The 24874-nt window shown below is 64.6% G+C and carries 22 protein-coding genes; 18 read left to right on the forward strand and 4 right to left on the reverse strand.

Features of this window, described 5'->3' with window-relative positions; genetic code table 11:
* The first annotated feature begins 34 nt into the window (after nt 1-34).
* On the forward strand, nt 35-2266 hold the full coding sequence (locus A3AS_RS0130835) for a CHASE2 domain-containing protein (protein ID WP_018321353.1): 2232 nt from the start codon (nt 35-37) through the stop codon (nt 2264-2266).
* Between the two features lie 314 nt (nt 2267-2580).
* Here A3AS_RS0130835 and A3AS_RS0130840 read toward each other — a convergent pair whose 3' ends face one another.
* Complete coding sequence (locus A3AS_RS0130840; RefSeq protein WP_026202538.1) at nt 2581-4176, reverse strand: ABC transporter substrate-binding protein; 1596 nt, start codon at nt 4174-4176, stop codon at nt 2581-2583.
* A 199-nt stretch (nt 4177-4375) separates the two neighbouring features.
* Between A3AS_RS0130840 and A3AS_RS0130845 the strand changes: the two genes are divergently transcribed.
* The 13 genes from A3AS_RS0130845 (at nt 4376) to A3AS_RS0130905 (ending at nt 18699) form a co-directional block, all read left to right on the forward strand.
* Nucleotides 4376-6034: an ABC transporter substrate-binding protein gene (locus A3AS_RS0130845; protein ID WP_018321355.1), complete on the forward strand. Its 1659-nt coding sequence runs from the start codon at nt 4376-4378 to the stop codon at nt 6032-6034.
* A 247-nt stretch (nt 6035-6281) separates the two neighbouring features.
* On the forward strand, nt 6282-7235 hold the full coding sequence (locus A3AS_RS0130850; RefSeq protein WP_018321356.1) for an ABC transporter permease: 954 nt from the start codon (nt 6282-6284) through the stop codon (nt 7233-7235).
* 229 nt (nt 7236-7464) lie between these two features.
* Nucleotides 7465-8367 carry an ABC transporter permease gene (locus tag A3AS_RS0130855; protein WP_018321357.1) on the forward strand — a complete coding sequence of 301 codons (903 nt, stop codon included), beginning with the start codon at nt 7465-7467 and terminating at the stop codon, nt 8365-8367.
* Nucleotides 8368-8370: 3 nt separating this feature from the next.
* The gene (locus A3AS_RS0130860) at nt 8371-9432 is read left to right on the forward strand and encodes an ABC transporter ATP-binding protein (RefSeq protein ID WP_018321358.1); all 1062 of its coding nucleotides are present in this window, start codon (nt 8371-8373) and stop codon (nt 9430-9432) included.
* The gene (locus tag A3AS_RS0130865) at nt 9429-9626 is read left to right on the forward strand and encodes a hypothetical protein (RefSeq protein WP_018321359.1); all 198 of its coding nucleotides are present in this window, start codon (nt 9429-9431) and stop codon (nt 9624-9626) included. Before A3AS_RS0130860 ends, A3AS_RS0130865 begins: the two co-directional genes overlap by 4 nt.
* Nucleotides 9623-11038, forward strand: coding sequence for an Asp-tRNA(Asn)/Glu-tRNA(Gln) amidotransferase GatCAB subunit A (locus A3AS_RS0130870; RefSeq protein WP_018321360.1), 1416 nt, complete (start codon nt 9623-9625; stop codon nt 11036-11038). Before A3AS_RS0130865 ends, A3AS_RS0130870 begins: the two co-directional genes overlap by 4 nt.
* Entirely contained in the window at nt 11035-12012 is a 978-nt protein-coding gene (locus A3AS_RS0130875; RefSeq protein ID WP_018321361.1) for an ABC transporter ATP-binding protein, read from the forward strand. The genes A3AS_RS0130870 and A3AS_RS0130875 overlap by 4 nt, the downstream gene beginning before the upstream one ends.
* 216 nt (nt 12013-12228) lie before the next feature.
* Nucleotides 12229-12498, forward strand: coding sequence for a GlsB/YeaQ/YmgE family stress response membrane protein (locus tag A3AS_RS0130880; protein WP_018321362.1), 270 nt, complete (start codon nt 12229-12231; stop codon nt 12496-12498).
* Between the two features lie 262 nt (nt 12499-12760).
* A complete protein-coding gene (locus tag A3AS_RS0130885; protein WP_018321363.1) occupies nt 12761-14509 on the forward strand; it encodes a type I secretion system permease/ATPase in 1749 nt (582 codons plus the stop codon).
* Entirely contained in the window at nt 14506-15840 is a 1335-nt protein-coding gene (locus tag A3AS_RS0130890) for an HlyD family type I secretion periplasmic adaptor subunit (protein ID WP_018321364.1), read from the forward strand. Before A3AS_RS0130885 ends, A3AS_RS0130890 begins: the two co-directional genes overlap by 4 nt.
* Before the next feature lie 247 nt (nt 15841-16087).
* Nucleotides 16088-17557: an AMP nucleosidase gene (locus A3AS_RS0130895; protein ID WP_018321365.1), complete on the forward strand. Its 1470-nt coding sequence runs from the start codon at nt 16088-16090 to the stop codon at nt 17555-17557.
* Between the two features lie 118 nt (nt 17558-17675).
* Nucleotides 17676-18290, forward strand: coding sequence for a lipopolysaccharide assembly protein LapB (locus A3AS_RS0130900; protein ID WP_018321366.1), 615 nt, complete (start codon nt 17676-17678; stop codon nt 18288-18290).
* A 133-nt stretch (nt 18291-18423) separates the two neighbouring features.
* Nucleotides 18424-18699 (forward strand): DUF1488 family protein, encoded by a 276-nt coding sequence (locus A3AS_RS0130905; protein WP_020508771.1) that lies wholly within the window; start codon nt 18424-18426, stop codon nt 18697-18699.
* 161 nt (nt 18700-18860) lie between these two features.
* Here the strand turns inward: A3AS_RS0130905 and A3AS_RS0130910 are convergent, their stop codons facing one another.
* On the reverse strand, nt 18861-19343 hold the full coding sequence (locus tag A3AS_RS0130910; RefSeq protein ID WP_018321368.1) for a CinA family protein: 483 nt from the start codon (nt 19341-19343) through the stop codon (nt 18861-18863).
* 145 nt (nt 19344-19488) lie between these two features.
* On the opposite strand from A3AS_RS0130910, the gene A3AS_RS0130915 reads away from it, so the two are divergent.
* Genes A3AS_RS0130915 through A3AS_RS0130925 form a run of 3 tightly spaced genes read left to right on the forward strand, consistent with a single transcriptional unit; the run spans nt 19489 to nt 22095 of the window.
* The gene (locus A3AS_RS0130915; protein WP_018321369.1) at nt 19489-20547 is read left to right on the forward strand and encodes an amidohydrolase family protein; all 1059 of its coding nucleotides are present in this window, start codon (nt 19489-19491) and stop codon (nt 20545-20547) included.
* Between the two features lie 25 nt (nt 20548-20572).
* Nucleotides 20573-21682 carry an amidohydrolase family protein gene (locus tag A3AS_RS0130920; protein ID WP_018321370.1) on the forward strand — a complete coding sequence of 370 codons (1110 nt, stop codon included), beginning with the start codon at nt 20573-20575 and terminating at the stop codon, nt 21680-21682.
* Nucleotides 21682-22095: a Rieske (2Fe-2S) protein gene (locus A3AS_RS0130925; protein WP_018321371.1), complete on the forward strand. Its 414-nt coding sequence runs from the start codon at nt 21682-21684 to the stop codon at nt 22093-22095. The genes A3AS_RS0130920 and A3AS_RS0130925 overlap by 1 nt, the downstream gene beginning before the upstream one ends.
* A 61-nt stretch (nt 22096-22156) precedes the next feature.
* Here the strand turns inward: A3AS_RS0130925 and A3AS_RS0130930 are convergent, their stop codons facing one another.
* Both A3AS_RS0130930 and A3AS_RS0130935 read right to left on the reverse strand, forming a co-directional pair.
* The gene (locus A3AS_RS0130930; protein ID WP_018321372.1) at nt 22157-23488 is read right to left on the reverse strand and encodes an MFS transporter; all 1332 of its coding nucleotides are present in this window, start codon (nt 23486-23488) and stop codon (nt 22157-22159) included.
* Nucleotides 23489-23630: 142 nt separating this feature from the next.
* Nucleotides 23631-24530: a transcriptional regulator GcvA gene (locus A3AS_RS0130935; RefSeq protein ID WP_018321373.1), complete on the reverse strand. Its 900-nt coding sequence runs from the start codon at nt 24528-24530 to the stop codon at nt 23631-23633.
* A gap of 110 nt (nt 24531-24640) precedes the next feature.
* On the opposite strand from A3AS_RS0130935, the gene A3AS_RS0130940 reads away from it, so the two are divergent.
* Nucleotides 24641-24844, forward strand: a complete 204-nt coding sequence (locus A3AS_RS0130940; RefSeq protein ID WP_018321374.1) for a DUF1127 domain-containing protein — start codon at nt 24641-24643, stop codon at nt 24842-24844.
* Nucleotides 24845-24874: the final 30 nt, after the last annotated feature.

The raw sequence follows: 24874 nt of genomic DNA on the forward strand, positions 1-24874 counted from the left end.
GCCGCTCGTCGTCAAAGCGTGATATTCCACCAGCATGAAACGTCTCAAGATCCTGCGACGGTGGTTTGCGCGAAAGTTCGGCTTTGCGCGGCTGATGTGCCTTGCGCTGCTGGTCGTGTTCGCCGGCGCGCGGCTGTGGGACCCGCCGCCGATCCAGGAATTGCGGCTGCGCACCTTCGACATGTTCCAGCTGATCGATCCTCGCCATAAGACGGCGCGGCCGGTTACCATCGTCGACATCGACGACAAGAGCCTCGCCAGGCTCGGACAATGGCCGTGGCCGCGCACGCGCATCGCCGACCTGATTCAGAACCTCACCAACAACGGCGCGGTGGCGATCGGCTTCGACGTCGTGTTCTCGGAACCCGACCGGCTCAACCCGGACCTGGTCGCGAGCCACATGCGCTATCTGGACGATGCCACCCGCGCCAAGCTGCGCGAGCTGCCGAGCAACGACCAGATACTCTCCGATGCGATCAAGCGCTCGCGCGTGGTGCTGGGCGAGACCGGGCTTCCCGAGGTTTTGACCGAGCTTGATAAATCACTTCCGCTCACGGGGGTGGCGACCGTGGGCGAGGAGAGCGCCGAACGCTTCCTGTTCGAATTTCCAGGCTTGCTGCGCAACGTGCCGATCATCGAGAGGGTTGCTGCCGGCCGCGGCCTGTTTTCGATCAGGAAAGAGCGGGACGGGTTCATCCGCCGCGTGCCGATGATCATGCGCGCCCAGGGCAACATCATGCCCTCGCTCAGCCTCGAGATCCTGCGGGTCGTCACGGGCACGCCGACGCTGCTGGTCAGGACCGACAAGACCGGCGTGCGGGCCGTGCGCCTCAAGGGCGTCGAGATCCCCACTGACAAGAACGGCCAGTTCTGGGTGCACTACGCCCGCCGGGATCCCTCGATCTACGTCTCCGCGGCCGACGTGCTCGACAACAGCGCGTCGCCGAGCAAATTCGCCGGCAAGCTGGTACTAGTCGGGACCTCCGCGGCCGGGCTCAACGACATCAAGACCACGCCGGTATCCTCGACCATGCCGGGCGTGGAGATCCACGCCCAGGTGCTGGAGAGCGTGCTGAGCGGCGCGGCGATCTCGCAGCCAAATTACGCACTCGGCGTCGAGCTGCTCGCCGCGCTCATCATCGGCCTGCTGGTGATCATATTCACGCCGAATCTCGGACCGGTGCGCCTGGTGCTTGCGGGTGGGGCCTTCGCCGCGATCCTGGTCGGCGTATCCTGGTTCTTCTACGCACAGTACCGCTATCTCATCGACTTCACCTACCCGTTGCTGTCGACCACCGCGGTCTACCTGACGCTGATCTTTGCGAGCTTCGTGCGCGAACAGCGGCAGCGCGTGCAGATTCGCGGGCAATTTGCGCAATACATGTCGCCGGTGCTGGTCGAGCAACTCGTGCAATCGCCGGAGAAGCTCGTGCTCGGCGGCGAGGAGCGCGAGATGACGATCATGTTCTCCGATGTGCGCGGCTTCACGACGATCTCGGAGAGCTACAAGCACGATCCACAAGGGCTCATCGAGCTGATGAACCGCTTCCTGACGCCGCTGACCGACGTCATCATCGAGCGGAAGGGCTACATCGACAAATATATGGGCGACGCCATCATGGCGTTCTGGAACGCGCCACTCGACGATGCCGAGCACCAGATCAACGCCTGCGAGGCCGCGATCCAGATGCTGGAGCAGATCGACACGGTCAACAAGGAGCGCGAGCAGGAAGCCGCCGAGGGCGGCCGCGTCTATATCCCGCTCAATGTCGGTATCGGCCTCAACACCGGCATCGGCGTGGTCGGCAACATGGGCTCCGACCTGAAGAAGAACTACTCGGTGCTCGGCGACAGCGTGAACCTGGCATCGCGTCTCGAAGGGCAAACCAAGGAATACGGCTTTCCCATCATCGTCGGCTCTCGCACCGCGCTCGCCGCCAAGGACAGGTTCGCGATCCTCGAGCTCGACTTCATCATGGTCAAGGGCAAGACCGAACCGGAGGTGATCTACGCCATCGCCGGGCGCGAGGACGTCATGCATTCCGGCGCCTTCCAGCGCCTGCGCAACATCACCATCGAGATGCTCGGCTGCTACCGCGGCCGCGACTGGCAGGGCGCACTCGATGCGATCGAACGCGGCCGTCACAGCGAAGACGCCGATACGCTGGAGAAGCTGTTCAGGCTCTACGAGGCGAGGATCAAGGATTTCCAGCTCAACCCGCCGCCGGAAGGCTGGACCGGGGCCTATGCGCTGCTGACGAAGTAGTGGGTGCGGGGCTCCGCTGGGGCCTCAACGATGGTGTCGTCCCTGCGAACGCAGGGACCCATAGCCACGGGGAGCGGTTACGGCGCGAACCGGCAACTCCGAGTCGTCGACAAACTACTTTCTGTGGTTATGGGGCCCGGGTCTGCGCTGCGCTTGCCCGGGACGACAGCCGTGTTGGACGCGGCGGTGTGCCCGAAGCAAAAACTCTCGTAGGGTGGGCAAAGGCGCGCAGCGCCGTGCCCAGGATCTTGCTGGCAAATTGAGAAATGGTGGGCACGCTACGCTTTGCCCACCCTGCGACACCTGTGTTCCCCTCACTCCATCCCGATGGTCGTCAGATCCTGAAACCAGTGCTGGGCCTGCACGAACTGCTTGATCTTCGGCGACAGCGCGTGCGGGTTGGTATCGTGCACGACCCAGACCAGCGCGGCGTCGTCCACGATCAGCGCGTGCGCCTGCGCCAGCAGCTCGTCCTGCTTGGCGCTGTCGAACGTCTGCTTGGCCTCGTCGATCAGAGCATCCACCTTCGGATTCTTGTAGCCGCCCCAGTTGACGCCGACAGGCGCGATCTGGCCCGAATGGAAGAAGCGGACGATAGCGTAAAGCGGGTCTGACGTGACGTAGGCAATGTTGTTGGCGGTGATGCCGGCGTTGATCTCGTCGGCCGCGCCCTTGCGCCAGTGCGTGTAGAGCGTTTCGAGCTCGACGACCTTGAAGTCGATGTCGATGCCGATCTCTTTAAAACTCTGCTGCAGGAATTCGTTCATCGGCAGCGACAGCATCTGGCCGGTGCCTCCTTGCGCGATGATGAAGGTGGCCTTCAGTGGCTTGGCCTGGGAGTAGCCGGCCTCCTCGACCAGCTTCTTTGCTGCAGCCAGATCATATTTCAGCTCGAAGCCCGGCTTGCCGAACCACGGGCTCGACGGGTCGACCTGGCCCTTGGCAGGCTTGGCAAGGCCATTCATCAGCCCGACCACGGCGTCACGGTCGATCGCGAGGTTCAGCGCCTTGCGCAGGCGGATGTCGGTCCAGGGCGAGCCCGGCAGCACGCTGAGATGATAATTCCAGACATGCGGCGTGACGTTGTCGACGAGCTTCATGCCGGCCGCTTTCAGTTGCGGCACGGCATCCGGCGCCGGCGTCTCGATCAGATCGACCTGTCCCGCAAGCAGCGCGTTGGTGCGGGTCAGTGCTTCCGGCATCGGCACCAGCACGATCTTGTCGGCCTTCGGGATGCGCTTCTTATTCCAATAGTCCGGGTTCTTGCTGAGTTCTGCGAGCTCGCGCGGCACCAGCTTGGTCAGCTTGAACGGGCCGGTGCCGGAGGGCTGGCTGGCGAACTTGTCCCAATCCTTGCCGAGCTTGTCATACTGTGCAGGGCTCGACACCAGAAACCACAGCATCTGATAGGGGAAGAAGGAATCGACCGTCTTGGTGGTGATCTCCACGGTGAAATCGTCGACCTTGGCGTAGCTTGCAACGGAGGGAAGGCGGGTCTTCACCTGCGCGCTCTGCCGTTTGTCGAATTGCGGCGCCTTGTCGTTGAGCACCTTGTCCAGATTCCAGATCACGGCGTCGGCGTTGAACTCGCTGCCGTCGTGAAACTTGACGCCCTTGCGAAGCGTGAAGCGCCATTTGGTCCTGTCGGCATCATCCACCTTCCACTCGGTGGCGAGCCCCGGCACCAGCTTGCCAGGCCGGTCGGCGACATCCATCTCCCAGGCGACCAAGGGATCGTAGATCGTGTAGGCCGTGAACTGATAGGCGCCGGCGCCGCGATCGGGCTGACCCGTGGTGAGCGGAATGTCGGCCATCGAGATGCCGTAGCGCACCACCGTTTCGGCGCGCGCCGAGATTGCGGACAACGCCAGCGCAAGCACGGCGAGACAAATCGATAGACGAACACGCATGGCCCAAAGCTCCCGGGGGATTTCGGGACCGAACTTGCAATCTTGATGCCAGAATAGGCAGCGCGGCGCGTGCACCCGCCTGCGGGCTACAAGGACTTGTCGTCGCAGGGCCAAATCGCAGAATAAGTTTCTCTTTGGCATAGCCATTGCATACGATTGCATCAAAAATAGTCATCGAAGCCGGAAAAGGATTGAGGCGATGCTTACTAAGAAGAAGAACACGCGCGCGGCATTGATCGCGGTGCTCGCTCTAACGACGGCGGCCGCATGGCCGCGCGAGGCCAGTGCCGAAACCGTGCTGCGCATCGGCATGACCGCTGCCGATATTCCGCGCACACTTGGCCAGCCGGATCAGGGTTTCGAAGGCAACCGCTTCACCGGCCTCACCATGTACGACGCGCTGACCGGCTGGGACCTGTCCTCCGCCGAGAAGGCGAGCGTGGTGATTCCCGGCCTTGCCACCGAGTGGAAGGTCGACGATGCCGACAAGACCAAGTGGGTGTTCAAGCTGCGCCCCGGCGTGACCTTCCATGATGGCTCCCCGTTCAATGCGGATGCCGTGGTGTGGAACGTCGAGAAGGTGTTGAAGCAGGACGCGCCGCAGTTCGACGCCAGCCAGGTCGGCGTCACGGCCTCGCGCATGCCCACGCTGGCTTCTGCGAAGAAGATCGACGACATGACGGTCGAGCTCACCACCAAGGAGCCCGACAGCTTCCTGCCGATCAACCTCACCAATTTGTTCATGGCGAGCCCGGCGAAGTGGCAGCATTTCTACGACAAGGCCGAAGGCGCCGACGCCAAGGCCAAATCGCAGGCGGCGTGGACGGCCTTCGCCAAGGACGCCGCAGGCACCGGCCCGTGGAAAATGGCGAGCTTCACGCCGCGCGAGCGGCTCGAGCTCGTGAAGAACGCGAGCTATTGGGACAAGGCGCGCGTGCCCAAGGTCGACAAGATGGTGCTGTTGCCGATGCCGGAGGCCAACGCACGCACCGCGGCGCTGCTCTCCGGGCAGGTCGACTGGGTCGAGGCGCCGGCTCCGGACGCTCTGCCCGAACTGAAGCAGCGCGGCTTCAAGCTCTACGCCAACGAGCAGCCGCATGTCTGGCCGTGGCAGTTCTCCCGCGTCGAGGGGTCGCCCTGGAACGACATCCGCGTGCGCAAGGCCGCCAACCTTTGCGTCGATCGCGAAGGCCTCAAGGACGGCCTGCTCGCCGGCCTGATGGTGCCGGCGACCGGCACCTTCGAGCCCGGCCATCCCTGGCGCGGCAAGCCGAGCTTCGAGATCAAGTATGACAAGGCGGCTGCGCAAAAGCTGATGCAGGAGGCCGGCTTCGGCCCCAACAAGAAGCTGACGGTGAAGACGCAGACCTCCGCCTCGGGTTCGGGCCAGATGCAGCCCTTGCCGATGAACGAGTATCTCCAGCAGGCCCTTGCCGAATGCTACTTCGATGTGCAGCTCGACGTCATCGAATGGAACACGCTGTTCACCAACTGGCGCCGCGGCGCCAAGGATCCGTCGGCCAACGGTTCGCACGCGACCAACGTGACCTATGCGGCGATGGATCCGTTCTTCGCGCTGGTGCGCTTCCTGCAATCGGGCATGGCGCCGCCGGTCTCGAACAATTGGGGTTTCATCAACAATCCCAAGTTCGACGAGCTGGTGAAGAAGGCGCGCCAGACCTTCGATCCCGCCGCGCGTGACGCCGCGCTCGCCGAGCTGCACGCGGCCTCCGTCGACGATGCCGCCTTCCTGTACGTCGCCCACGACGTCGGCCCCCGCGCGATGAGCCCGAAGGTGACCGGCGTCGTGCAGCCGAAGAGCTGGTTCATCGACTTCTCGCTGGTGTCGATGAAGTAGTTCGCACCACACGAACAGTGCACCCTCTCCCCTGGTGGGAAAGGGTGGCTTCGCGACAGCGAAGCCGGGTGAGGGGTCTCTCTCCGCGAGTGGCCCTTTCCCTCATCCGATAACGCTGTATCCGCGGGTAGAACCCCTCATCCGGCGCCGGAGCCGAAGCTTCGCTTCGGCGTCGACTTAAAAACGGCCGCCGGAGGCGGCCTATGCCACCTTCTTCCACAAGGGGAGAAGGAAGAAAGAACCAAACGTGCTCGCCTATATCGCCAGACGCATCGTCTACGTCGTTCCGATCGTCATCAGCGTCGCGCTGGTGTGTTTTCTGCTCGTGCACATCACGCCGGGTGATCCGCTGGTCGCGGTGCTGCCGGCCGATGCCTCGCAGGAGCTCGCGGCGCAGCTCCGTGCCGCCTATGGTTTTGATCGGCCGCTGCCGGTGCAGTTCGGCTTGTGGCTGATGCGCGCGCTGCACGGCGATCTCGGCAATTCCATCGCGACGGGGCGCCCGGTGCTCGCCGAAGTCATGCGCGCCGTCAGCAATACCGTCACGCTGGCGATTGCCGCCGCCATCATCGGCTTCACCATGGGCATCCTGCTCGGCCTGATCGCCGGCTACTTCCGCGAGACCTGGATCGACAAGGTCGCGACGTCCTTTGCCATTGCGGGCGTCTCCGTGCCGCACTACTGGCTCGGCATGGTGATGGTCATCATCTTCTCGGTGCAGCTGAACTGGCTGCCCGCGGTCGGCGCCGGGCCCGGCGGCTCCGCCACCTGGGCCTGGGACTGGGCACACCTGCAATACCTCGTGCTGCCGGCGATCACGACATCGGTGATTCCCATGGGTATCGTCACCCGCACGGTGCGGGCGCTGACCGGCGACATCCTGAGCCAGGATTTCGTCGAGGCCTTGCGCGCCAAGGGGCTGCATGAGCGCGGCGTGTTCCGCCACGTCATCAAGAACGCCGCGCCCACCGCGCTCGCGGTAATGGGGCTGCAATTGGGTTACATGCTCGGCGGCTCGATTCTGATCGAGACCGTGTTCTCCTGGCCGGGCTCGGGCTTCCTGCTCAACTCGGCGATCTTCCAGCGCGATCTGCCGCTGCTGCAGGGCACGATCCTGATCCTGGCGCTGTTCTTCGTCTTCCTCAATCTCATGGTCGACATCGCGCAGGCCGCGATCGATCCGCGCATCAAGCGGGGCTGATAATGAGTTCAGCTGTCGCCACGCAAAAGGTGCTCCCCCTGTCCCGCTTGCGGGGGAGGGGCGGGGTGGGGGTGTCTCCGCAATCGAGGACCCCCAAGAGGAGAGAACCCTCACCCGGCGCGCGGGACGATGCTTCGCATCGCCCGGAGCGCCGACCTCTCCCGCAATCGGGAGAGGTGCACCACCTCCTTGGCTCGCATCGATCGTACCAACGACTGGGAGCCAGCCAATGAGCGAGCTTCCGTTGTCCGCCACCGCCGATGCCGCGCTGCAGGCCGCGCCCGCGACCAAGGCGCGGGGTTATTGGGCGACCGTCGGCCGCCGCATCCGCCGCGACAAGGTCAGCATGGCCTGCGCGCTGGTGCTGCTGTTGATCTTCCTGTCCGCGATCCTCGCGCCCTGGCTGGGTCTGGAAGATCCCTACAAGGGCTCCATGATCCGCCGCCTGCGCCACATCGGCACCGTTGGCTACCCGCTCGGCACCGACGAGCTCGGCCGCGACATGCTGGCGCGGCTGATCTATGGCGGGCGGCTGTCTCTGGTCATCGGGATCCTGCCCGTGATCCTCGCCTTCTGCATCGGCACCTCGCTGGGCCTCGTCGCCGGCTATGTCGGCGGCAGGCTCAACACCGCGATCATGCGCACGATCGACGTGTTCTACGCCTTTCCTTCGGTGCTGCTGGCGATCGCGATCTCCGGCGCGCTGGGGGCCGGCATCCTCAATTCCATCGTGTCGTTGACGGTCGTGTTCGTGCCGCAAATCACCCGCGTCGCCGAAAGCGTCACCACAGGCGTGCGCAACATGGACTTCGTCGAGGCCGCGCGTGCCTCGGGCGCCGGACCCATCACCATCATGCGCGTGCACATCCTCGGCAACGTGCTCGGCGCGATCTTCGTCTATGCGACGAGCCTGATCTCGGTCTCGATGATCCTCGCCGCCGGTCTCTCCTTCCTCGGTCTCGGCACAAAACCGCCGGAGCCGGAATGGGGCCTGATGCTCAACACATTACGCACCGCGATCTACGTCAATCCCTGGGTCGCCGCATTGCCGGGCGCGATGATCTTCGCGGTCTCGATCTGCTTCAACCTGCTCTCGGACGGCCTGCGCAGCGCCATGGACATCAGGAACTAGGCCATGAGCGAAACCAACACATCCGTCGAAATGTTGGAGCCGGTCGAAGACCGCGGCGGCGTCGCGCAGCCGCTGCTGCAGGTCAACGGGCTGACCAAGCACTTCCCTGTACGTGGCGGCCTGTTCGCCGCCAAACGCACCGTGCGCGCCGTTGACAACGTCTCCTTCGCCGTTGCCAAGGGCGAGACCGTCGGCATCGTCGGTGAATCCGGCTGCGGCAAGTCCACCACCGCGCGCCTGCTGATGCATCTGATGCCGCGCGACACCGGCGACATCATCTATGACGGCATGACCGTCGGTCAGTCGCTGTCGCTGCGTGAATTGCGCCGCGGCATGCAGATGGTGTTCCAGGACTCCTACGCTTCTCTCAACCCGCGCCTGACGATCGAGGAATCGATCGCCTTCGGCCCGAAGGTGCACGGCATGGCCGATGGCGCGGCACGCGCATTGGCGCGCGAGCTGCTCGGCAAGGTGGGCTTGCGCCCGGAGAACTTCGCCAACCGCTATCCGCACGAGATCTCCGGCGGCCAGCGCCAGCGCGTGAATATCGCACGCGCGCTGGCGCTGTCGCCGCGACTTGTGATTTTGGACGAAGCGGTCTCCGCGCTCGACAAATCCGTCGAGGCGCAGGTGCTCAACCTGCTCGCCGACCTCAAGCGCGAGTTCGGCCTCACCTATCTCTTCATCAGCCACGACCTCAACGTCGTGCGCTATATCAGTGACCGCGTGCTGGTGATGTATCTCGGCGAAGTCGTCGAGCTCGGCCCGGTCGACCAGGTCTGGGACAGTCCTGCACATCCCTACACGCGCGCGCTCCTTGCGGCGATGCCGTCGTCCGACCCCGACCGGCGCACCGAGCAGCCGCCGATCACCGGCGATCCGCCCAATCCGATCGACCCGCCCCCGGGCTGCCGCTTCCACACCCGTTGCCCGTTTGCGGAGCCGCTCTGCGCAAATGCGACACCAAAGCTCACCGCGCTCGATAATATGGGCCACGAGGCCGCGTGCTACATGGCGATTCCGGGTTCAGGCCATAGCCGCGCGCCCAGGGAGAAGACCGCATGACGAGACCGACACCGAAAGAGATCAAACCCATCGCGCAAATCGCCGGCGTCCCCGTGGACGACGAGATCGCGACGCGTATCTCCAATTCCATCGGGCCTGCCTTCGAAGGCTTCGCAGCCATTGCCGGCACGCTGCCGTTCGACCTCGAGCCCGCGCTCTATCCGATTGCGCAGACGCAGAAGGTGTCGAAATGAGCGCTGAGCCTGCATTGATGACGCTCACCGAGGTCGCGCGCGCGATCGCGATGAAGCAGCTGTCCTCGCAAGAGGTGACGCGCGCGCTGCTGCAGCGCGTCGCGCAGTGGCAGCCGCATCTCAACGCCTTCATGTCGATCGAGGCCGAGGCTGCATTGAAAGCGGCGGAGGCCGCCGATTCCGAGCTCGCCAAGGGCAATGTCCGTGGTCCCCTGCATGGCGTGCCGCTCGCGCACAAGGACATGTATTACGATGCCGGCCACGTCGCGACCTGCGGCTCGCTGATCCGCCGCGATTTCGTGCCGACCGTGACCTCCACGGCGTTGCAGCGGTTGAAGGACGCCGGCCAGGTCCGCCTCGGCACGCTGCATCTGGCCGAATTCGCCTATGGCCCGACCGGGCATAACGCCCATTACGGTCCGGTGCGCAATCCCTGGAACGTCGCGCACATCACCGGCGGCTCGTCGTCGGGCTCCGGCTCGGCGGTGGCCGCGCGGCTGACCTATGCGGCGCTCGGCTCCGACACCGGCGGCTCGATCCGCATGCCCGCGCATTTCTGCGGCGTCACGGGATTGAAGACCACGGTCGGCCGCGTCAGCCGGGCCGGCGCGATGCCGCTATCGCAGTCGCTCGACACCGTCGGCCCGCTTGCCCGCACCGCCGAGGATTGTGCGCTGCTGCTGGCGCTGATGGCCGGCGCGGACCCTGCGGACTCCACCTGCAGCCACGAGCCGCTGTCGGACTATGTCGGCGCGACCAAGGGCTCGCTGAAGGGCCTGAAGATCGGCGTGCCCAGCTCGTTCTATGTCGACGATCTCGACAGCGAGGTCGCGCGCGTGCTCGACGAGACCATCGCCGTGCTCAAGCGCGAGGGCGCCGACATCGTCACGGTTGAGCTGCCGGACCAGCGCCAATTGTCCTCGGCGAGCCAGCTCGTGCTCGCCGCCGAAGCTGCGGCATTCCACAAGCGCTGGATGATCGAGCGTCCGCAGGATTATGGCCCGCAGGTCTTGATGCGGCTGCAGAACGGTCTCGCGGTTCCCGCCATCACCTATCTCGAGGCAATGCGCTGGCGCGGCCCCGCGCTCGCTGCGCACCATGCGGCCACTGCAGGCGTCGATGCGGTGATCGCACCGGCGTCGCCAGTGCCGGCGCCGACGATCGAAGAGAGCGATGTCGGCGGCGGGCCGAACGCACCGGCCATGGTGCAGCGGCTGACGCTGTTCACCCGCCCGGTCAACTTCCTCGGCCTGCCGTCGCTTACCGTGCCCTCAGGCTTCACGAAGAGCGGCCTGCCGGTCGGCATGCAGCTGATCGGCCGCTCCTTCGACGAAGCGACCTTGCTCACCATCGGCGCCGCCTTCCAGCGCGTCACCGACTATCACGATCGATTGCCGAAACTGCCGTCATGACAAAGCTCGTCGAGATTTCAGGCCTCAACATCCGTTTCACCGGGGAGCGTACGGTTTATGCCGTGAACGATCTCAGTCTCTCGCTGGGTAACAGTGAGGTATTGGGCCTGCTCGGCGAGTCCGGTTCGGGCAAGAGCGTGACACTGCGTGCGCTGATGCGGCTGTTGCCGAAGAAGCGCACGCAGATTTCCGGCGCCGTCAACGTCATGGGCCGCGACGTGCTCGCCATGAACGACGAGGAGCTGTCGTCCTTCCGCGGCCAGACCGTGTCGATGATCTTCCAGGAGCCGGCATTGGCGCTGGATCCGGTCTACACCATCGGTGCGCAGATCGCCGAAAGCGTCGTGCGCCACGAGGGCAAAAGCTACGCTGAGGGCAGGGCCCGCGCGCTCGAAATGCTCGAGGTCGTGCGCATTCCCTCCGCAAAACGCCGGCTCGACGCCTATCCGCACGAGATGTCCGGCGGCATGCGTCAGCGTGCCATGATCGCGCTGGCGCTCGCCTGCCGGCCAAAAATCCTGCTCGCGGACGAGCCGACCACCGCGCTCGATGCCACCGTGCAGATCCAGATACTGCTGTTGCTGCGCGAACTGCAGCGCGAGTTCGGCATGTCCGTCATCTTCGTCACCCACGATATCGGCGTCGCCATCGAGATCTGCGACCGTGTCGCGGTGATGTATGCCGGCCAGATCGTGGAGCAGGGCACGCTTCGCGACATCGTCCGCAGCCCGGTGCATCCCTATGCCAAGGGCCTGCTCGCCTCGACGATTCACGGCGCCAAGCGTGGCGCCCGGCTCGAAACCATCCCCGGCACGCCGCCCTCGCTGGCCGAGAAACCCCACAACTGCTCCTTCGCTCCGCGCTGCGCCGTGGCGCAGCCCCGTTGCCTGGAGCAATTGCCTGCCAACGTGCCGGTCGGGCCGGGCCGGGCGGCGCGATGTGTGCTGGCGGAGCAGGCGGCGGCGCTGTCATAATATTCGAACGGCGCTGCAGCAGCGCTCCTTCCTTTGAAATTCCTCCACGGCAACACCTGGTTGTCACAGTTCACCGGGGACCGCAGGCAAGAGCCGTTCTACTTTGCATGGGGTTGTTTCCGACTTTTTGCCGGAGCGGGTGAAGCGGGTAGCATTCACACCCCATTCATCCCGGTTCCCGTTCCATGCGGCCGTTCATGGAGAGGGACCAGACTTATGTACATTTCCAACGAAGGCCTGCTCGTCATCCTGTTCGTCGGCCTGGTGGCCGGCTGGCTCGCCGGCAAGGTGGTGCGCGGAACGGGGTTCGGGATCATCGGCGACATCGTGGTCGGCATCGCCGGCGCGCTGGTGGCGAGCTTCCTGTTTCCGAAGCTCGGCATTCGCCTCGGCACAGGCCTGGTCTCGGAGATCGTCTATTCCGCCATCGGCGCGGTCATCCTGCTGCTGGTGGTGCGGCTGGTGCGGGGCGGCGGCCGGTTCTAGCAACCGCCCGGTTCGATCGATCGGAACTAGCCGCCTCTCCAGGACCGGGGAGGCGGCGGCGGCCACTGCACCAAAAAGCCGCAAAGACTGTGAATTACCGGACTTGCGTGCGGGGCCATCAGGGGTAGATGTGGGCTATCAGGATTTTGGATGAACCCGGCTGCGTTGGACGCAGCGCGAACATGATGTTAATCCGGGGCGAGTATCCTGAATTGCCCGTGAAATCAGGGGCCTTGGCCCCCACCTGAAAGAGATCAGACTGATGGCAGCCGGTCCTGGCGTCCGCCGTTCAGAACTCGGTGACGCCTTGCGCGCTTGTCGCACGGCGTTCGTCGGCGTCGGCTTGATGAGCTGCATGATCAACCTGCTCTATTTGACCGGGTCGATCTTCATGCTGGAGGTGTACGACCGGGTGCTGCCGAGCCGCAGCGTCCCGACCCTGGTCGGCCTGATCATCCTCGCCAGCTTCCTCTACATGGCGCAGGGTGTGCTCGACATGATCCGCAACCGGATCCTGGGGCGGATCGGCACCGCGCTCGATGAAGCCCTCAACAAGCGCGTGTTCGACACCATCGTGCGCCTGCCGCTGCTGGTCGGCAGCCGCAACGAAGGCCTCCAGCCGCTGCGCGATCTCGACAACGTCCGCTCCTTCCTCGGCGGCATGGGCCCGAGCGCGTTCTTCGACCTGCCCTGGCTGCCGCTCTATCTCGCCATCTGCTTCGCCTTCCACGTCATGATCGGCGTCACCGCCCTGGCCGGCGCCATCATCCTGGTCGGGCTGACGCTGGTCACCGAGTTCATGTCCCGCCAGCCGGCGCGCGAGGCGATGGGGCTTGCCGCCCAGCGCAACGATCTCGCCCAGGCCAGCCGCCGCAACGCCGAAGTCATGGTGGCGATGGGCATGGCCGGCCGGATGAACCAGCGCTGGAGCGAGGCCAACGAAAAATACCTCGCCGGCAATCAGCGCGCGAGCGACGTCGCCGGTGGTCTCGGCGCGGTCGCAAAGGTGCTGCGCATGATGCTGCAATCGGCCGTGCTGGCGGTCGGCGCCTATCTCGTCATCCACCAGGAGGCGACCGCCGGCATCATCATCGCCGGCTCGATCCTGTCCGCCCGCGCGCTCGCGCCGGTCGATCTCGCCATTGCGCACTGGAAATCCTTCGTCGCGGCGCGCCAGAGCTGGCACCGCCTCACGCGCCTGCTGGAGCAGATGCCGGCACAGACGATGCCGACCCAGCTGCAGGCGCCCACGAGCCGGCTCTCGGTCGAAGGCGTCGCCATGGTGCCGCCCGGCGACCAGCGCCTCATCGTGCAGGACATCACCTTCGCGCTCGCCGCGGGCAACGGCCTCGGCGTGATCGGTCCGAGCGGCTCCGGCAAGTCGTCGCTGATCCGCGCGCTGGTCGGGGTCTGGCAGCCGGTGCGCGGCAAGGTGCGGCTCGACGGCGCGGCGCTCGATCAATGGTCGTCCGACATGCTCGGCCGGCACATCGGCTATCTGCCGCAGGACGTCGAATTGTTCGGCGGCACCATCGCCCAGAACATCAGCCGGTTCGATCCCGAGGCGACATCCGAGGGCATCATCGCGGCGGCGAAAGAGGCCGGCGTGCACGAGATGATCATCAAGATGCGCGAGGGCTACAACACGCAAGTCGGCGAGCAGGGCACGGCGCTTTCCGCCGGCCAGGCGCAGCGCGTGGCGCTGGCGCGCGCACTCTATGGCAACCCCTTCCTGATCGTGCTCGACGAGCCCAACTCCAACCTCGACACCGAAGGCGACGAGGCGTTGACCCGCGCCGTCCGCGCCGCCCGCGAGCGCGGCGCCATCGTCGTCGTGGTCGCGCACCGCCCGATCGGCGTCGAGGCGGTCGACCAGGTCCTGGTACTGCGCGACGGCCGCATGCAGGCGTTCGGACCCAAGGAGCAGGTGCTCGCCCAGGTTCTGCAGCCGCGTGTGACGCCGCCGGCCCCGATCAAGATCGTCAGCGAAGGCGGAGTTGCCAAGCCATGAGCACGATGGCCATCGGCGGCCCGAAGCCGGCCGCGAACAAGACCGTACGCGAATCCATCAAGTTTCACCTGATCCTCGGCTTCGTGATCGTGCTGGTCCTTGTCGTCGGTCTCGGCGGCTGGGCCTCGACCGTGCTGATCTCGGGTGCGCTGATCGCGCCGGGCCAGATCGTGGTCGAATCCAACGTCAAGAAGGTGCAGCATCCGACCGGCGGCGTGGTCGGCGAGGTGCGCGCCCGCGACGGCGACCTGGTCAAGGCCGGCGACATCGTGGTGCGGCTCGACGACACCGTCACCAAGGCCAACCTTGCCATCGTCACCAAGAATCTCGACGCCGCGCAGGCACGTGCCGCGCGCTTGCAGGCGGAGCAGCGCGGGGTCGACAGGATCGAATTTCCGCCATCCCTGCTCGAGCGGGCCAGCGATCCCGACGTCAAGCTGCTGCTCTCCGCCGAAACCAAGCTGTTCGACGTCCGTGTCAATGGCCGCACCGGACAGAAGGCCCAGCTTCGCGAGCGGATCACGCAGCTCAACGAGGAGATCGCGGGCCTCAGCGCCCAGGAGAAGGCCAAGGATCAGGAGATCGCGCTGGTGCAGAACGAGCTCACCGGCGTGCGCGAGCTCTACGACAAGCGTCTGGTGCAGATATCGCGCCTGACCCAGCTCGAACGCGACTCGGCCCGTCTCAACGGCGAACGCGCGCAATACATCGCTTCGCGCGCCCAGGCCAAGGGCAAGATCACCGAGACCGAGCTGCAGATCATCCAGGTCGACAAGGACGTTGTGAGCGAGGTCTCCAAGGATCTGCGCGAGACCAACGACAAGATCGGCGAGCTGATCGAGCGCAAGGTCGCCGCCGAAGACCAGCTTCGCCGCATCGACATCCGCGCGCCGCAGGACGGCATGGTGCTGCAATCCACGGTGCACACGGTCGGCGGCGTCATCACCGCCGGCGACGCGCTCATGCTGATCGTGCCGCAAGCCGACGATCTCCAGGTCGAGGCCAAGGTCAATCCGGTCGACATCGACAAGCTCCAGATCGGCCAGAAGACGCTGCTGCGCCTCTCCGCCTTCAATCAACGCACCACGCCGGAGCTCAACGGCCTCGTCAGCCGTGTCTCGCCCGACGTCACCACCGACCAGCGCACCGGCCAGAGCTACTACACCATCCGCGTCTCGATGCCGGCCGAGGAGATCGCCCGTCTCGGCGAGGTCAAGATGATCCCGGGCATGCCGGTGGAAGCCTTCGTCCAGACCGGCGACCGCACCATGCTGTCCTATCTGATGAAGCCGCTGCACGACCAGCTGATGCGGGCGTTCCGGGAGAAGTGACGCGCGAAAGCGCGTCATCCCGGAGCGCGCTTAGCGCGCATCCGGGATCTCGTGCGGCACACGCGGTCTCGTAGGGTGGGCAAAGGCGCAACGCGCCGTGCCCACCATCTTTCCCACGAACAAGTTGGTGGGCACGCTTCCGCCTTCGCTCTTCGAGCTACGGCGGACAAGTCGCTTTGCCCACCCTACGGCACCGCCTTCTTTGCTATAGTTCGACTCAAAGCCCCAGCAACCCGGCGGTCGAACAATGCAATCCCCATCCTCCATCGCCACCGAATCCTTCTCCGACGCCTCCCTCGCCGTCGCGCGGCTCGAAGAGATCTATGAGCGCAACACCAAGTTCCTGCGCGACCGGTTCGAGGCCTATGTCGGCGGCGAAGCGATCACGACGCGGGTGCGCGCCTATTATCCCTTCGTCCGCCTCACCACCGCGACGCATGCGCGGCTGGATTCGCGTCTCGCCTACGGCTTCGTCGCCGGGCCCGGCGTGCATGAAACCAGCGTGACGCGGCCGGATTTGTTCCGGAGGTACCTTATCGAGCAGATCGGCCTCCTGATCCAGAATCACGGCGTGCCCGTCGAGATCGGCGAGTCCGCCGAGCCGATCCCGATCCACTTCGCCTATCGCCGCGACATCAACATCGAAGCTGCGATCACCACGAGCGAGAATTCCCCTGTCGCGCGATCGCTGCGCGACGCCTTCGACGTGCCCGATCTCGCCACCATGGACGATTCGATTGCCGACGGCACCTTCGAGCTACGGCCCGGCGCGCCCGAGCCGCTGTCGCTGTTCCGTGCTGCCCGCGTCGATTACTCGCTGCGCCGGCTCTATCACTACACCGGCACCGACCCCGAACATTTCCAGAATTTTGTCATTTTCACCAACTACCAGTTCTATGTCGACGCCTTCGCGCAGCTCTGTCAGCAGCGGCTCCAGTCGAGTGAGGCCGGCCTTGAAGCCTTTGTCGCGCCGGGAAATGTCATCGCGCGCAGCGGCGGCGCAACCGGTGGCGTTGCGCCCGCGCGCATGCCGCAGATGCCGGCCTTCCACTTGGTCATGCCGGACTACCGCGGCATCACGCTGATCAACATCGGCACTGGTCCGTCCAACGCACGCAACGTCACCGACCATGTCGCGGTGCTGCGCCCGCATGCCTGGCTGATGCTCGGCCATTGCGCGGGCCTGCGCAACACGCAGCGGCTCGGCGATTACGTGCTCGCGCACGGCTATGTGCGCGAGGACCATGTGCTCGATCGCGAGCTGCCATTGTGGGTCCCGATCCCCGCGTTGGCCGAGATGCAGGTCGCGCTGGAAGAGGCGGTTGAGGACGTTACCGGCCTCGAAGGTTTCGAGCTCAAGCGCCTGATGCGCACGGGGACGGTGGCAAGCGTCGACAACCGCAATTGGGAGATCTCCGGGCCCGAGGTGATCCGACGCATGTCGCAGTCGCGCGCGGTCGCGCTCGATATGGAATCGGCCGCGATCGCCGCCAACGGCTATCGCTTCCGCGTTCCCTACGGCACGCTGCTTTGCGTCTCCGACAAGCCGCTGCACGGCGAGATCAAGCTCGCGGGCATGGCCAGCGAATTCTACCGCCGCCGCGTCGGCCAGCATCTCGAGATCGGCCTGAAGGCGCTGGAGCGGCTCAAGCAGCAGGAATCGGAGCGGCTGCATTCGCGAAAGCTGCGCAGCTTTGCCGAGGTGGCCTTCCAGTAAAGGACATTGGAACTGTCGTACGCATGCTGACGCCTCCGTGAGCGCAGCGTCCCGGAATATTGCCGCCGAGGCAGAGTTATCAATTGGTCCGGGGCCGCTTGAAACACAGGAGGCAGACATGAGCGCAGCGATGATCAGGCGCGTCGTGTTGGGTACGTTCGCGGCAGCCCTATTGTGCTCGCCGGCATTTGCCGCGGGCGGAGGCGGCGGTGGCGGAGGCGGGGGCGGCGCCAGTTCCACGGATCCGTACGCCGGTGCTTATTCGGATCAGAGGTTGCAGCCGACCTATCCGAAGCGCCCGGGCGCCAAGGCAACCCAGAAAGGCAAGAAGCCGAACAATCAGTCCAGCATCGGCGATCCCGCATTCGCGGCCGGCTACCGCGTGGCCTATGACACGATCTACGAGCGCAACGACTACGCGGCCGCGATCGCGCAATTGAAGTCGCTCGGCCATGACGACCATCCGAACGTCGCCAACCTCATCGGCTATTCCTATCGCAAGCTCGGCGACTACGAGCAATCGCAGGTCTGGTATGAGCGCGCATTGAAGGCCGATCCGAACCACGTGCTGACGTGGCAATATTACGGGCTGTGGCAGCTCGAGCGGGGCAATCGCGAGCAGGCGCTCTATCATTTGAGCCGGATTGCCTCCATCTGCGGGACCGGTTGCGAGGAGTATCGGTCGCTGGCCGCGGCGCTCGACAGGCCGACCGGCACGGCGCTCGTCTACTGAAGCTGGAGAGCAGCTGGTTCGTCGAGCCGCTGCTGATGGGCGTCGGATGACCGCCACGTCCTTCGGCGAGGATAGTGACAAGGCGTCAGATTTTCAGCATTGTCCCGTTCGGGGGCGCGAACGGGACAATTGGATGCCGCTGACGCGCGACAAGATCATCGGCCATGACCTCGAACGGCTGGCCTTTCGCTTTACCATGCTGAGCGGCGACGAGGTCGTGCAGTGCCAGATCAGCGACGCCGCGATGGACGAGCTCGCGGGCATGCAGGGCACCGAAAGCAGCGCGCGGCAGGCGCAGTTCTTGTCGTTGCGCGAGACCATCGAGCGGATCGCGTCAGATCTCTACGACGAAGCACCGCGATTCCAGGGATATGTGGTGCGGATCTTCATGAGGCATTTGGGGCGGTGATGCCACATACTCCGGTGTCATCGCCCGCGCAGGCGGGCGATCCAGTACTCCGAGACAGTTGTGATTAAATCGATGGGCCGCGGCGTACTGGATGCCCCGCTTCCGCGGGGCATGACAGCGGTATTTGCGGCGAGACTATTCTTACTCATTCGAGAAGCAGCTCACTGCTCCAATTTCCTCAACAACAGTTTCAGCGCCGTCGCCGCGAACATTTGCATGTTGCCGAGCCGGTCGTTGTTGCCGGTCTCCAGCGTCATGACCTCCGCCACAGGTCCGCTCACCGCCATGCAGCTATGTCCGGCGGCGTCGCCGTAGCGGTTGCCGGTGGGGCCGGCTGCGCCGGTCTCGGACAGGCCCCAGTCGCTGCCAAAGCGCGTTCGCATCTGCTCCGCCAGCAGTTGCGCATAGGGCTCCGACGAGGAGCGAAAGCCCTTCATGCCTTCGTCCGAAATATCCATCAGCACGCGCCGGGCATCGCGGGTGTAGACGACCGCGCCGCCGAGGAAATAGGCGGACGCGCCGGGCACCGCGAGCAGGCTGGCCGCGATTAAGCCGCCGGTCGAAGATTCCGCGACAGCAATGGTCTGTTTGCGCGCGATCAGTTTGGCTGCGACCTGTTCCGCAATGCCGACGAGCTCTTTCATTCCGCAACCCCTCATTCCTTCGCAACCGAGCTCAGCCTTCCTAGCATATGACAGGACGCTTGGCTGAGTTGCGGGCGACGGGCAGGCCTGCTTGAATGGCGGGTACAAGAAGAGACATGCGAGGGAACGTGAGAAGGGAGACGTCATGGCGTCCCTGATCGCCGGCGGGGTGGATTGCGACGTGCATCCGGCCGTGCCGCATCTGACCAGCCTGCTGCCGTACCTGAACGACTATTGGCGCGATCAGGTGACGACGCGCGGCATGGTCGACCTTATCTCGCAATCCTATCCTCAGAGTTCACCGATTACGGCGCGGCCAGACTGGCGCCCCGAAAGCGGAAAACCCGGCGAAAGCCTGGAGGACATGCAGCGCCATGTGCTCGATGCTTTTAAGCTCGAGCATGCCATCTGCAATCCGCTCTACGGCGTGCAGATGGTGTTTTCGGAAGATTTGCAGGCCGCCTTCTGCCGTGCGCTGAACGACTGGTTGGCGCACGAGTGGCTCGATCGCGACAAGAGGCTGCGCGGCTCGATCGTGATCCCGACGCAAAGCGTCGAGAAGGCCGTAGCCGAAATCGAGCGCTGCGCGCAGGACAAGCGCTTCGTCCAGGTGCTGATGCTTGTGATGGGCGACACGCCGCTCGGCAAGCGCGCGCTGTGGCCGATCTATCAAGCCGCGGAACGGCTGGAACTACCCGTCGGCATTCACGCGGGTTCCGCCTATCACAATCCGCCGACCGCCGTGGGATGGGGTTCCTACCACATCGAGGATTATGTGGGGCAGGCCCAGGCGTTCCAGACCCAGCTCACCAGTCTGATCGTCGAGGGCGTGTTCGCCAAATATCCGTGCCTGAAAATGGTGATGCTGGAATCTGGCGTCTCCTGGATCTCTCCCTATCTCTGGCGCCTGCACAAGTTCTGGCGCGGGGTGCGGATGGAGACGCCTTGGGTCGACCGCGCGCCGCTGGATATTGTGCGCAGCAACATCCGTTTCTCCTTACAGCCATTTGATGCGCCGCCAGACGAGGCGACATTAATTCGCCTGTTTGATCATATGCAGTCCGACGAATTGGTCCTATTCTCCACGGACTATCCGCACTGGCAGTTCGACGGCCAGGACGCGCTGCCCGAAGGTCTCACCCCCGATCTCGTGCGCAAGATCATGATCGAAAATCCACATGCGACCTATCCCCGCCTGAAATGAGCCCGCTGCCAAAGGAGGCAAGGCGATGAATATCCAATTCCGCGAGAGCCAAGAAGCCGCTTCCCCACTGACCGTCAAAACCGCGATCGCGGACTGCGACATCCATCCAGCACGCGCCACCCGCACCGAGCTTTATCCCTATCTCGCCAAACGTTGGCAGCATCATCTCGAAGTCTACGGCGTCCATGCCTATCAGGGCATGATGGAAGGCCCGCCCTATCCGAAGGCCCAGCCCAACGCCTCGCGCCGCGATGCCTATCCGCCCGAAGGCGGCCCGCAGGGCTCCTCGCTGTCCTTCATGCAGAAGCAGCTGCTCGATCCCAACAACGTGCAGCTGGGCGTGCTCAATCCACTCAATACCGGGCAGGGCATCCGCAATCACGAACTCTCGGCCGCTTTGTGTTCGGCGATCAACGACTGGCAGATCGACAAATGGACCAGCAAGGACAAGCGGCTCAAAGCCTCGATCGTCGTCGGCAATGAGGACGGGCTGTCGGCCGCCGCCGAAATCCGCGAGCGCGCCGGCGACAAGAACTTCGTGCAGGTGCTGCTGCTCAGCCGCAATGTCGAGCCGCTCGGCCAGCGCCGTTACTGGCCGATCTACCAGGCCGCGGAGGAAGCCGGCCTTCCCGTCGGCGTCCACGCCTTCGGCTTCGGCGGCAATCCGATTACGCCGTCCGGCTGGCCGTCCTATTACATCGAGGAGATGGTGGGGCACTCGCAATGCCAGCAATCGGCGCTGGCCAGTCTTGTTTTGGAAGGCGTGTTCGAGCGCTTCCCGAAACTGAAGATGGTGATGATCGAGGCTGGCTTCGGCTGGGCGCCGTCGCTGGCCTGGCGGCTCGACAAGACCTGGCAGCGCCTGCGCAGCGAGGTGCCGCATGTGAAGCGGCCGCCGTCGGAATATATTCGCGAGCAGGTGTGGTGGACCACGCAGCCGATGGAGGATCCTGAAAGCCGCGAGGATCTGTTCGACGTCATCAACTGGATCGGCTGGGATCGCCTGTTGTTCGCCACTGACTATCCGCATTGGGACTATGACGAGCCCTCCCGCGTCTTGCCTCCAGGCGTCAGCGAGGCCAATCGCGAGGCGTTCTATCTCGGCAATGCGCGCGCGCTGTACGGGATCGGTTGATGGCGCGGCATGTGATCGCGCCGGTCGATGAACTGCCGCCGGGGACGCGAAAATTTCTGGAGATCGACGGGCGGCCGATTGCGGTCTTCAACATCAAGGGTGAATATTTCGGCCTGATGAACCGTTGCCCGCATCAGGGCGCGGCGCTGTGCGAGGGCCCGCTGATCGGTCTTGCGCAGTCGAAGGAGCCCGGCGAAATCGAATACACCAGGCTCGGCGAGATCATCCGCTGCCCCTGGCACGGCTGGGAGTTCGACATCCGCACCGGTCAGTCCTATTGCGATCCCCGCCGCTTCCGCGTGAAGGCCTATCCGGCGCATGTCGAGCCGGGCGCGAGCGTGGTGAAGGGGCCATATGTGGCCGAGACGATCCCGGTGAAAGTCGAGAGCGATTACGTGGTGGTGGAGCTGTAGCCCATCTCTTTACCCTCCCCTGGAGGGGGAGGGTAAGAGGCGGCGATGATCGAAGCGACCATCAACGCCCCGCCACAGGCTCGGCCACCGCATCATATGTCGGCACCGCCTTGCCGCCGCCGCGGTACACGGTCGAGGCCGCGATGATGCCGAGCAGTGCAGCGAGCATCAGCCAGAAGCCCGGCGAGGCCTTGTCGCCGGTATGCTCGATCAGCAAGGTCGAGGCGAACGGCGTGAAGGTGCCGAACAGGGCGGCGGCGAGCGCGAAGGCGAGCGAGAAGCAGGTGGTGCGCACATGCGCCGGCACGATCTCGACCAGCGCGCCCAGCATGGTGCCGCTGTAGACGCCGAAATAGAACGAGAACATCATCTCGACCGCGAGCAGCTTGCCGAAGCTCGGCGCCGTCACCAGCCAGTGCAGCGCCGGGTAGGCGGTGACGAGCGACATGCAGGCGATCGCGATCAGCACCGGCTTGCGGCCGATCCGGTCGGACAGCGCGCCGCCGACCGGGTTCCAGAAGAAGTTGGTCACGGCGACGAGCAACGTGACCAGCAATGCGTCCTGCGTCGACAGCTTCAGCACGGTCTTGCCGAAGGTCGGCGTGTAGACGGTGACGAAGTAAAATGTCGTCGTGGTCAGGATCGCGATCATCATGCCGAGGATGACGATGCGCCAGTTGGCGAGCGCGGAGGCGAACACCTCGCTGGCCGTCGGATGCTTTTTCATGGCGAGGAAGGCAGGCGTCTCCTCCAGCGTCCGCCGCAGGACAAAGATCAGGGGGATGATCAGGCAGCCCACGAAGAAGGGAATGCGCCAGCCCCAGGCGGCGACGGTGTCGGCCGGCATCACCTCCGAAAGGATGTAGCCGAGGATCGAGGCGACGAAGATCGCGACCTGCTGGCTCGACGACTGGAAGGAGGTGTAGAAACCTCGATTGCCCGGGGTGGAGATCTCCGAGAGATAGACCGACACGCCGCCGAGCTCGACGCCGGCGGAGAAGCCCTGCAGCAGACGTCCGACCAGCACGATGATGGGCGCGGCGATGCCGATGGTCGCATAGCTCGGGCAGAATGCGATGACGACGGTGCCGAAGGCCATGATGGCGAGCGTGACGATCAGGCCCTGGCGGCGGCCGATGCGGTCGATGTAAGCGCCGAGCACGATCGCGCCGACCGGCCGCATCAACGCGCCGAGCCAGAACACGCCGAAGGTGTTGAGCAGCGATGCGGTCTCATCAGAGGAGGGGAAGAACGCCTTGCCGATCGCGGCGGCATAGAAGCCGAACAGGAAGAAGTCGAACTGCTCGAGAAAATTGCCTGACGTGGCGCGCAGGATGGCGCCGATGCGCGATTTGATCGCGGGTGGATTGGTCGATGCGGCTGGTCCAGCCATGGCGTTGCTCCCCTTGGAAAGGTCTGGCCGGACCGGGAAATCATCCCACGGCAAGGCGACAGAGACTGCGACAATCTGCCACGCCTCTTCCCGCGCGAGGCTGGGCGAGTCAATCCGTTTTGCGGAGGAAGCTGCTGATTTTTCAGGCCTTATTTTGCGTTGCAGCAATCAGCCATTGGCGGAATGCGGTCAGCTTCGGTGCTTCGCGGCGCCCCTCGGGCGCGACCAGGTAGAAGCCGGCGTCGGCCGGCAGCGCGATCTTGAAGGGCACCACGAGGCGGCCCTTGGCGATGTCGTCCTGGACGTAGGAGGTCCGTCCCATCGCGACGCCAATGCCGTCGATCGCGGCCTGGATGGTCATGAAGATCATGTCGAAGGTGATACCGGGGTGCCGCGCGATGTCGGCCGGCAGGCCTGCCGCGGTCAGCCAAAGCCGCCAATCGTCGCTGTTGGCGCTTGAGGTGTGCAGCAGCGGATGGTTTCCCAAGTCTTCGGGCCGGCGCAGTGGCTTGTCGCCACGCAATAGCGACGGACTGCACACCGGAAACAGCTCATCCGCCATCAGCCAGTCGGCGCGCAGGCCCGGCCATTGGCCGCGGCCGTAGCGGATCGCGGCATCGACATTGTCGCGTTGGAAGTCGACGAAGCTGGTCGAGGTGGTGATACGAACGTCGATGCCGGGATGCTGCTCCTGGAAATCCGTCAGCCGCGGCAACAGCCATTTTGCGGCGAGCGAGGCCAGCGTCGAGACCGTCAGCACCTTGTCGTCGTCCTTGCGCAGCAACCGGTCGGTCGCAAGCCGGAGGTCGTTGAAGGCGGCGCGAACGCCGGGCAGGTAATCGCGCGCCTCCGGGGTCAGGGCCAGCGCACGGTTCTGCCGGATGAACAGGCGGATGCCGAGCTCCTCCTCGAGCCTTCGGATCTGATGGCTGATCGCGGTCTGCGTCACGTTCAACTCGGCCGCCGCCAGCGTGAAGCTGAGATGGCGCGCGGCGGCCTCAAACGCCCGCAATCCGTTCAGGGACGGCAATCTGGCAGTCATTTGGCAGCAGGATACATGACGTTAATTCATGCGAAAAGGTACAAATTGTCGTTTGTCGCACTGCACCAGGAAGCAGATATTAGCGCTCAACTTAGCTCCAGGAGCTGAAAATGTCTACTTTGACTGACAATTCGATGACAAATCATCATGCGCCCGGCCTGGTCCAGCAGATCGGCGAGACCCTCCACGTCTGGCACGAGCGCTACCGTAACAGGCGCGAACTCACCCAATGGACCGCGCGCGACCTTCAGGACGTCGGGTTGTCCTGGAGTGACATCGCCTACGAGGCCGACAAACCCTTCTGGCGGGCCTGATTGGCCGCCAGGCCGGCGCCGCCTGACTGT

The organism is Bradyrhizobium sp. WSM2793, assembly GCF_000379585.1.
Lineage (GTDB): Bacteria > Pseudomonadota > Alphaproteobacteria > Rhizobiales > Xanthobacteraceae > Bradyrhizobium.

What these genes read in the sequence shown, in the direction of transcription:
- A3AS_RS0130835 (WP_018321353.1), top strand. Translation starts at nt 35, where the DNA reads ATGAAACGTCTCAAGATCCTGCGACGGTGGTTTGCGCGAAAGTTCGGC.
- A3AS_RS0130840 (WP_026202538.1), bottom strand. Translation starts at nt 4,176, where the DNA reads ATGCGTGTTCGTCTATCGATTTGTCTCGCCGTGCTTGCGCTGGCGTTG.
- A3AS_RS0130845 (WP_018321355.1), top strand. Translation starts at nt 4,376, where the DNA reads ATGCTTACTAAGAAGAAGAACACGCGCGCGGCATTGATCGCGGTGCTC.
- A3AS_RS0130855 (WP_018321357.1), top strand. Translation starts at nt 7,465, where the DNA reads ATGAGCGAGCTTCCGTTGTCCGCCACCGCCGATGCCGCGCTGCAGGCC.
- A3AS_RS0130860 (WP_018321358.1), top strand. Translation starts at nt 8,371, where the DNA reads ATGAGCGAAACCAACACATCCGTCGAAATGTTGGAGCCGGTCGAAGAC.
- A3AS_RS0130865 (WP_018321359.1), top strand. Translation starts at nt 9,429, where the DNA reads ATGACGAGACCGACACCGAAAGAGATCAAACCCATCGCGCAAATCGCC.
- A3AS_RS0130870 (WP_018321360.1), top strand. Translation starts at nt 9,623, where the DNA reads ATGAGCGCTGAGCCTGCATTGATGACGCTCACCGAGGTCGCGCGCGCG.
- A3AS_RS0130875 (WP_018321361.1), top strand. Translation starts at nt 11,035, where the DNA reads ATGACAAAGCTCGTCGAGATTTCAGGCCTCAACATCCGTTTCACCGGG.
- A3AS_RS0130880 (WP_018321362.1), top strand. Translation starts at nt 12,229, where the DNA reads ATGTACATTTCCAACGAAGGCCTGCTCGTCATCCTGTTCGTCGGCCTG.
- A3AS_RS0130885 (WP_018321363.1), top strand. Translation starts at nt 12,761, where the DNA reads ATGGCAGCCGGTCCTGGCGTCCGCCGTTCAGAACTCGGTGACGCCTTG.
- A3AS_RS0130890 (WP_018321364.1), top strand. Translation starts at nt 14,506, where the DNA reads ATGAGCACGATGGCCATCGGCGGCCCGAAGCCGGCCGCGAACAAGACC.
- A3AS_RS0130895 (WP_018321365.1), top strand. Translation starts at nt 16,088, where the DNA reads ATGCAATCCCCATCCTCCATCGCCACCGAATCCTTCTCCGACGCCTCC.
- A3AS_RS0130900 (WP_018321366.1), top strand. Translation starts at nt 17,676, where the DNA reads ATGAGCGCAGCGATGATCAGGCGCGTCGTGTTGGGTACGTTCGCGGCA.
- A3AS_RS0130905 (WP_020508771.1), top strand. Translation starts at nt 18,424, where the DNA reads ATGCCGCTGACGCGCGACAAGATCATCGGCCATGACCTCGAACGGCTG.
- A3AS_RS0130910 (WP_018321368.1), bottom strand. Translation starts at nt 19,343, where the DNA reads ATGAAAGAGCTCGTCGGCATTGCGGAACAGGTCGCAGCCAAACTGATC.
- A3AS_RS0130915 (WP_018321369.1), top strand. Translation starts at nt 19,489, where the DNA reads ATGGCGTCCCTGATCGCCGGCGGGGTGGATTGCGACGTGCATCCGGCC.
- A3AS_RS0130920 (WP_018321370.1), top strand. Translation starts at nt 20,573, where the DNA reads ATGAATATCCAATTCCGCGAGAGCCAAGAAGCCGCTTCCCCACTGACC.
- A3AS_RS0130925 (WP_018321371.1), top strand. Translation starts at nt 21,682, where the DNA reads ATGGCGCGGCATGTGATCGCGCCGGTCGATGAACTGCCGCCGGGGACG.
- A3AS_RS0130930 (WP_018321372.1), bottom strand. Translation starts at nt 23,488, where the DNA reads ATGGCTGGACCAGCCGCATCGACCAATCCACCCGCGATCAAATCGCGC.
- A3AS_RS0130935 (WP_018321373.1), bottom strand. Translation starts at nt 24,530, where the DNA reads ATGACTGCCAGATTGCCGTCCCTGAACGGATTGCGGGCGTTTGAGGCC.
- A3AS_RS0130940 (WP_018321374.1), top strand. Translation starts at nt 24,641, where the DNA reads ATGTCTACTTTGACTGACAATTCGATGACAAATCATCATGCGCCCGGC.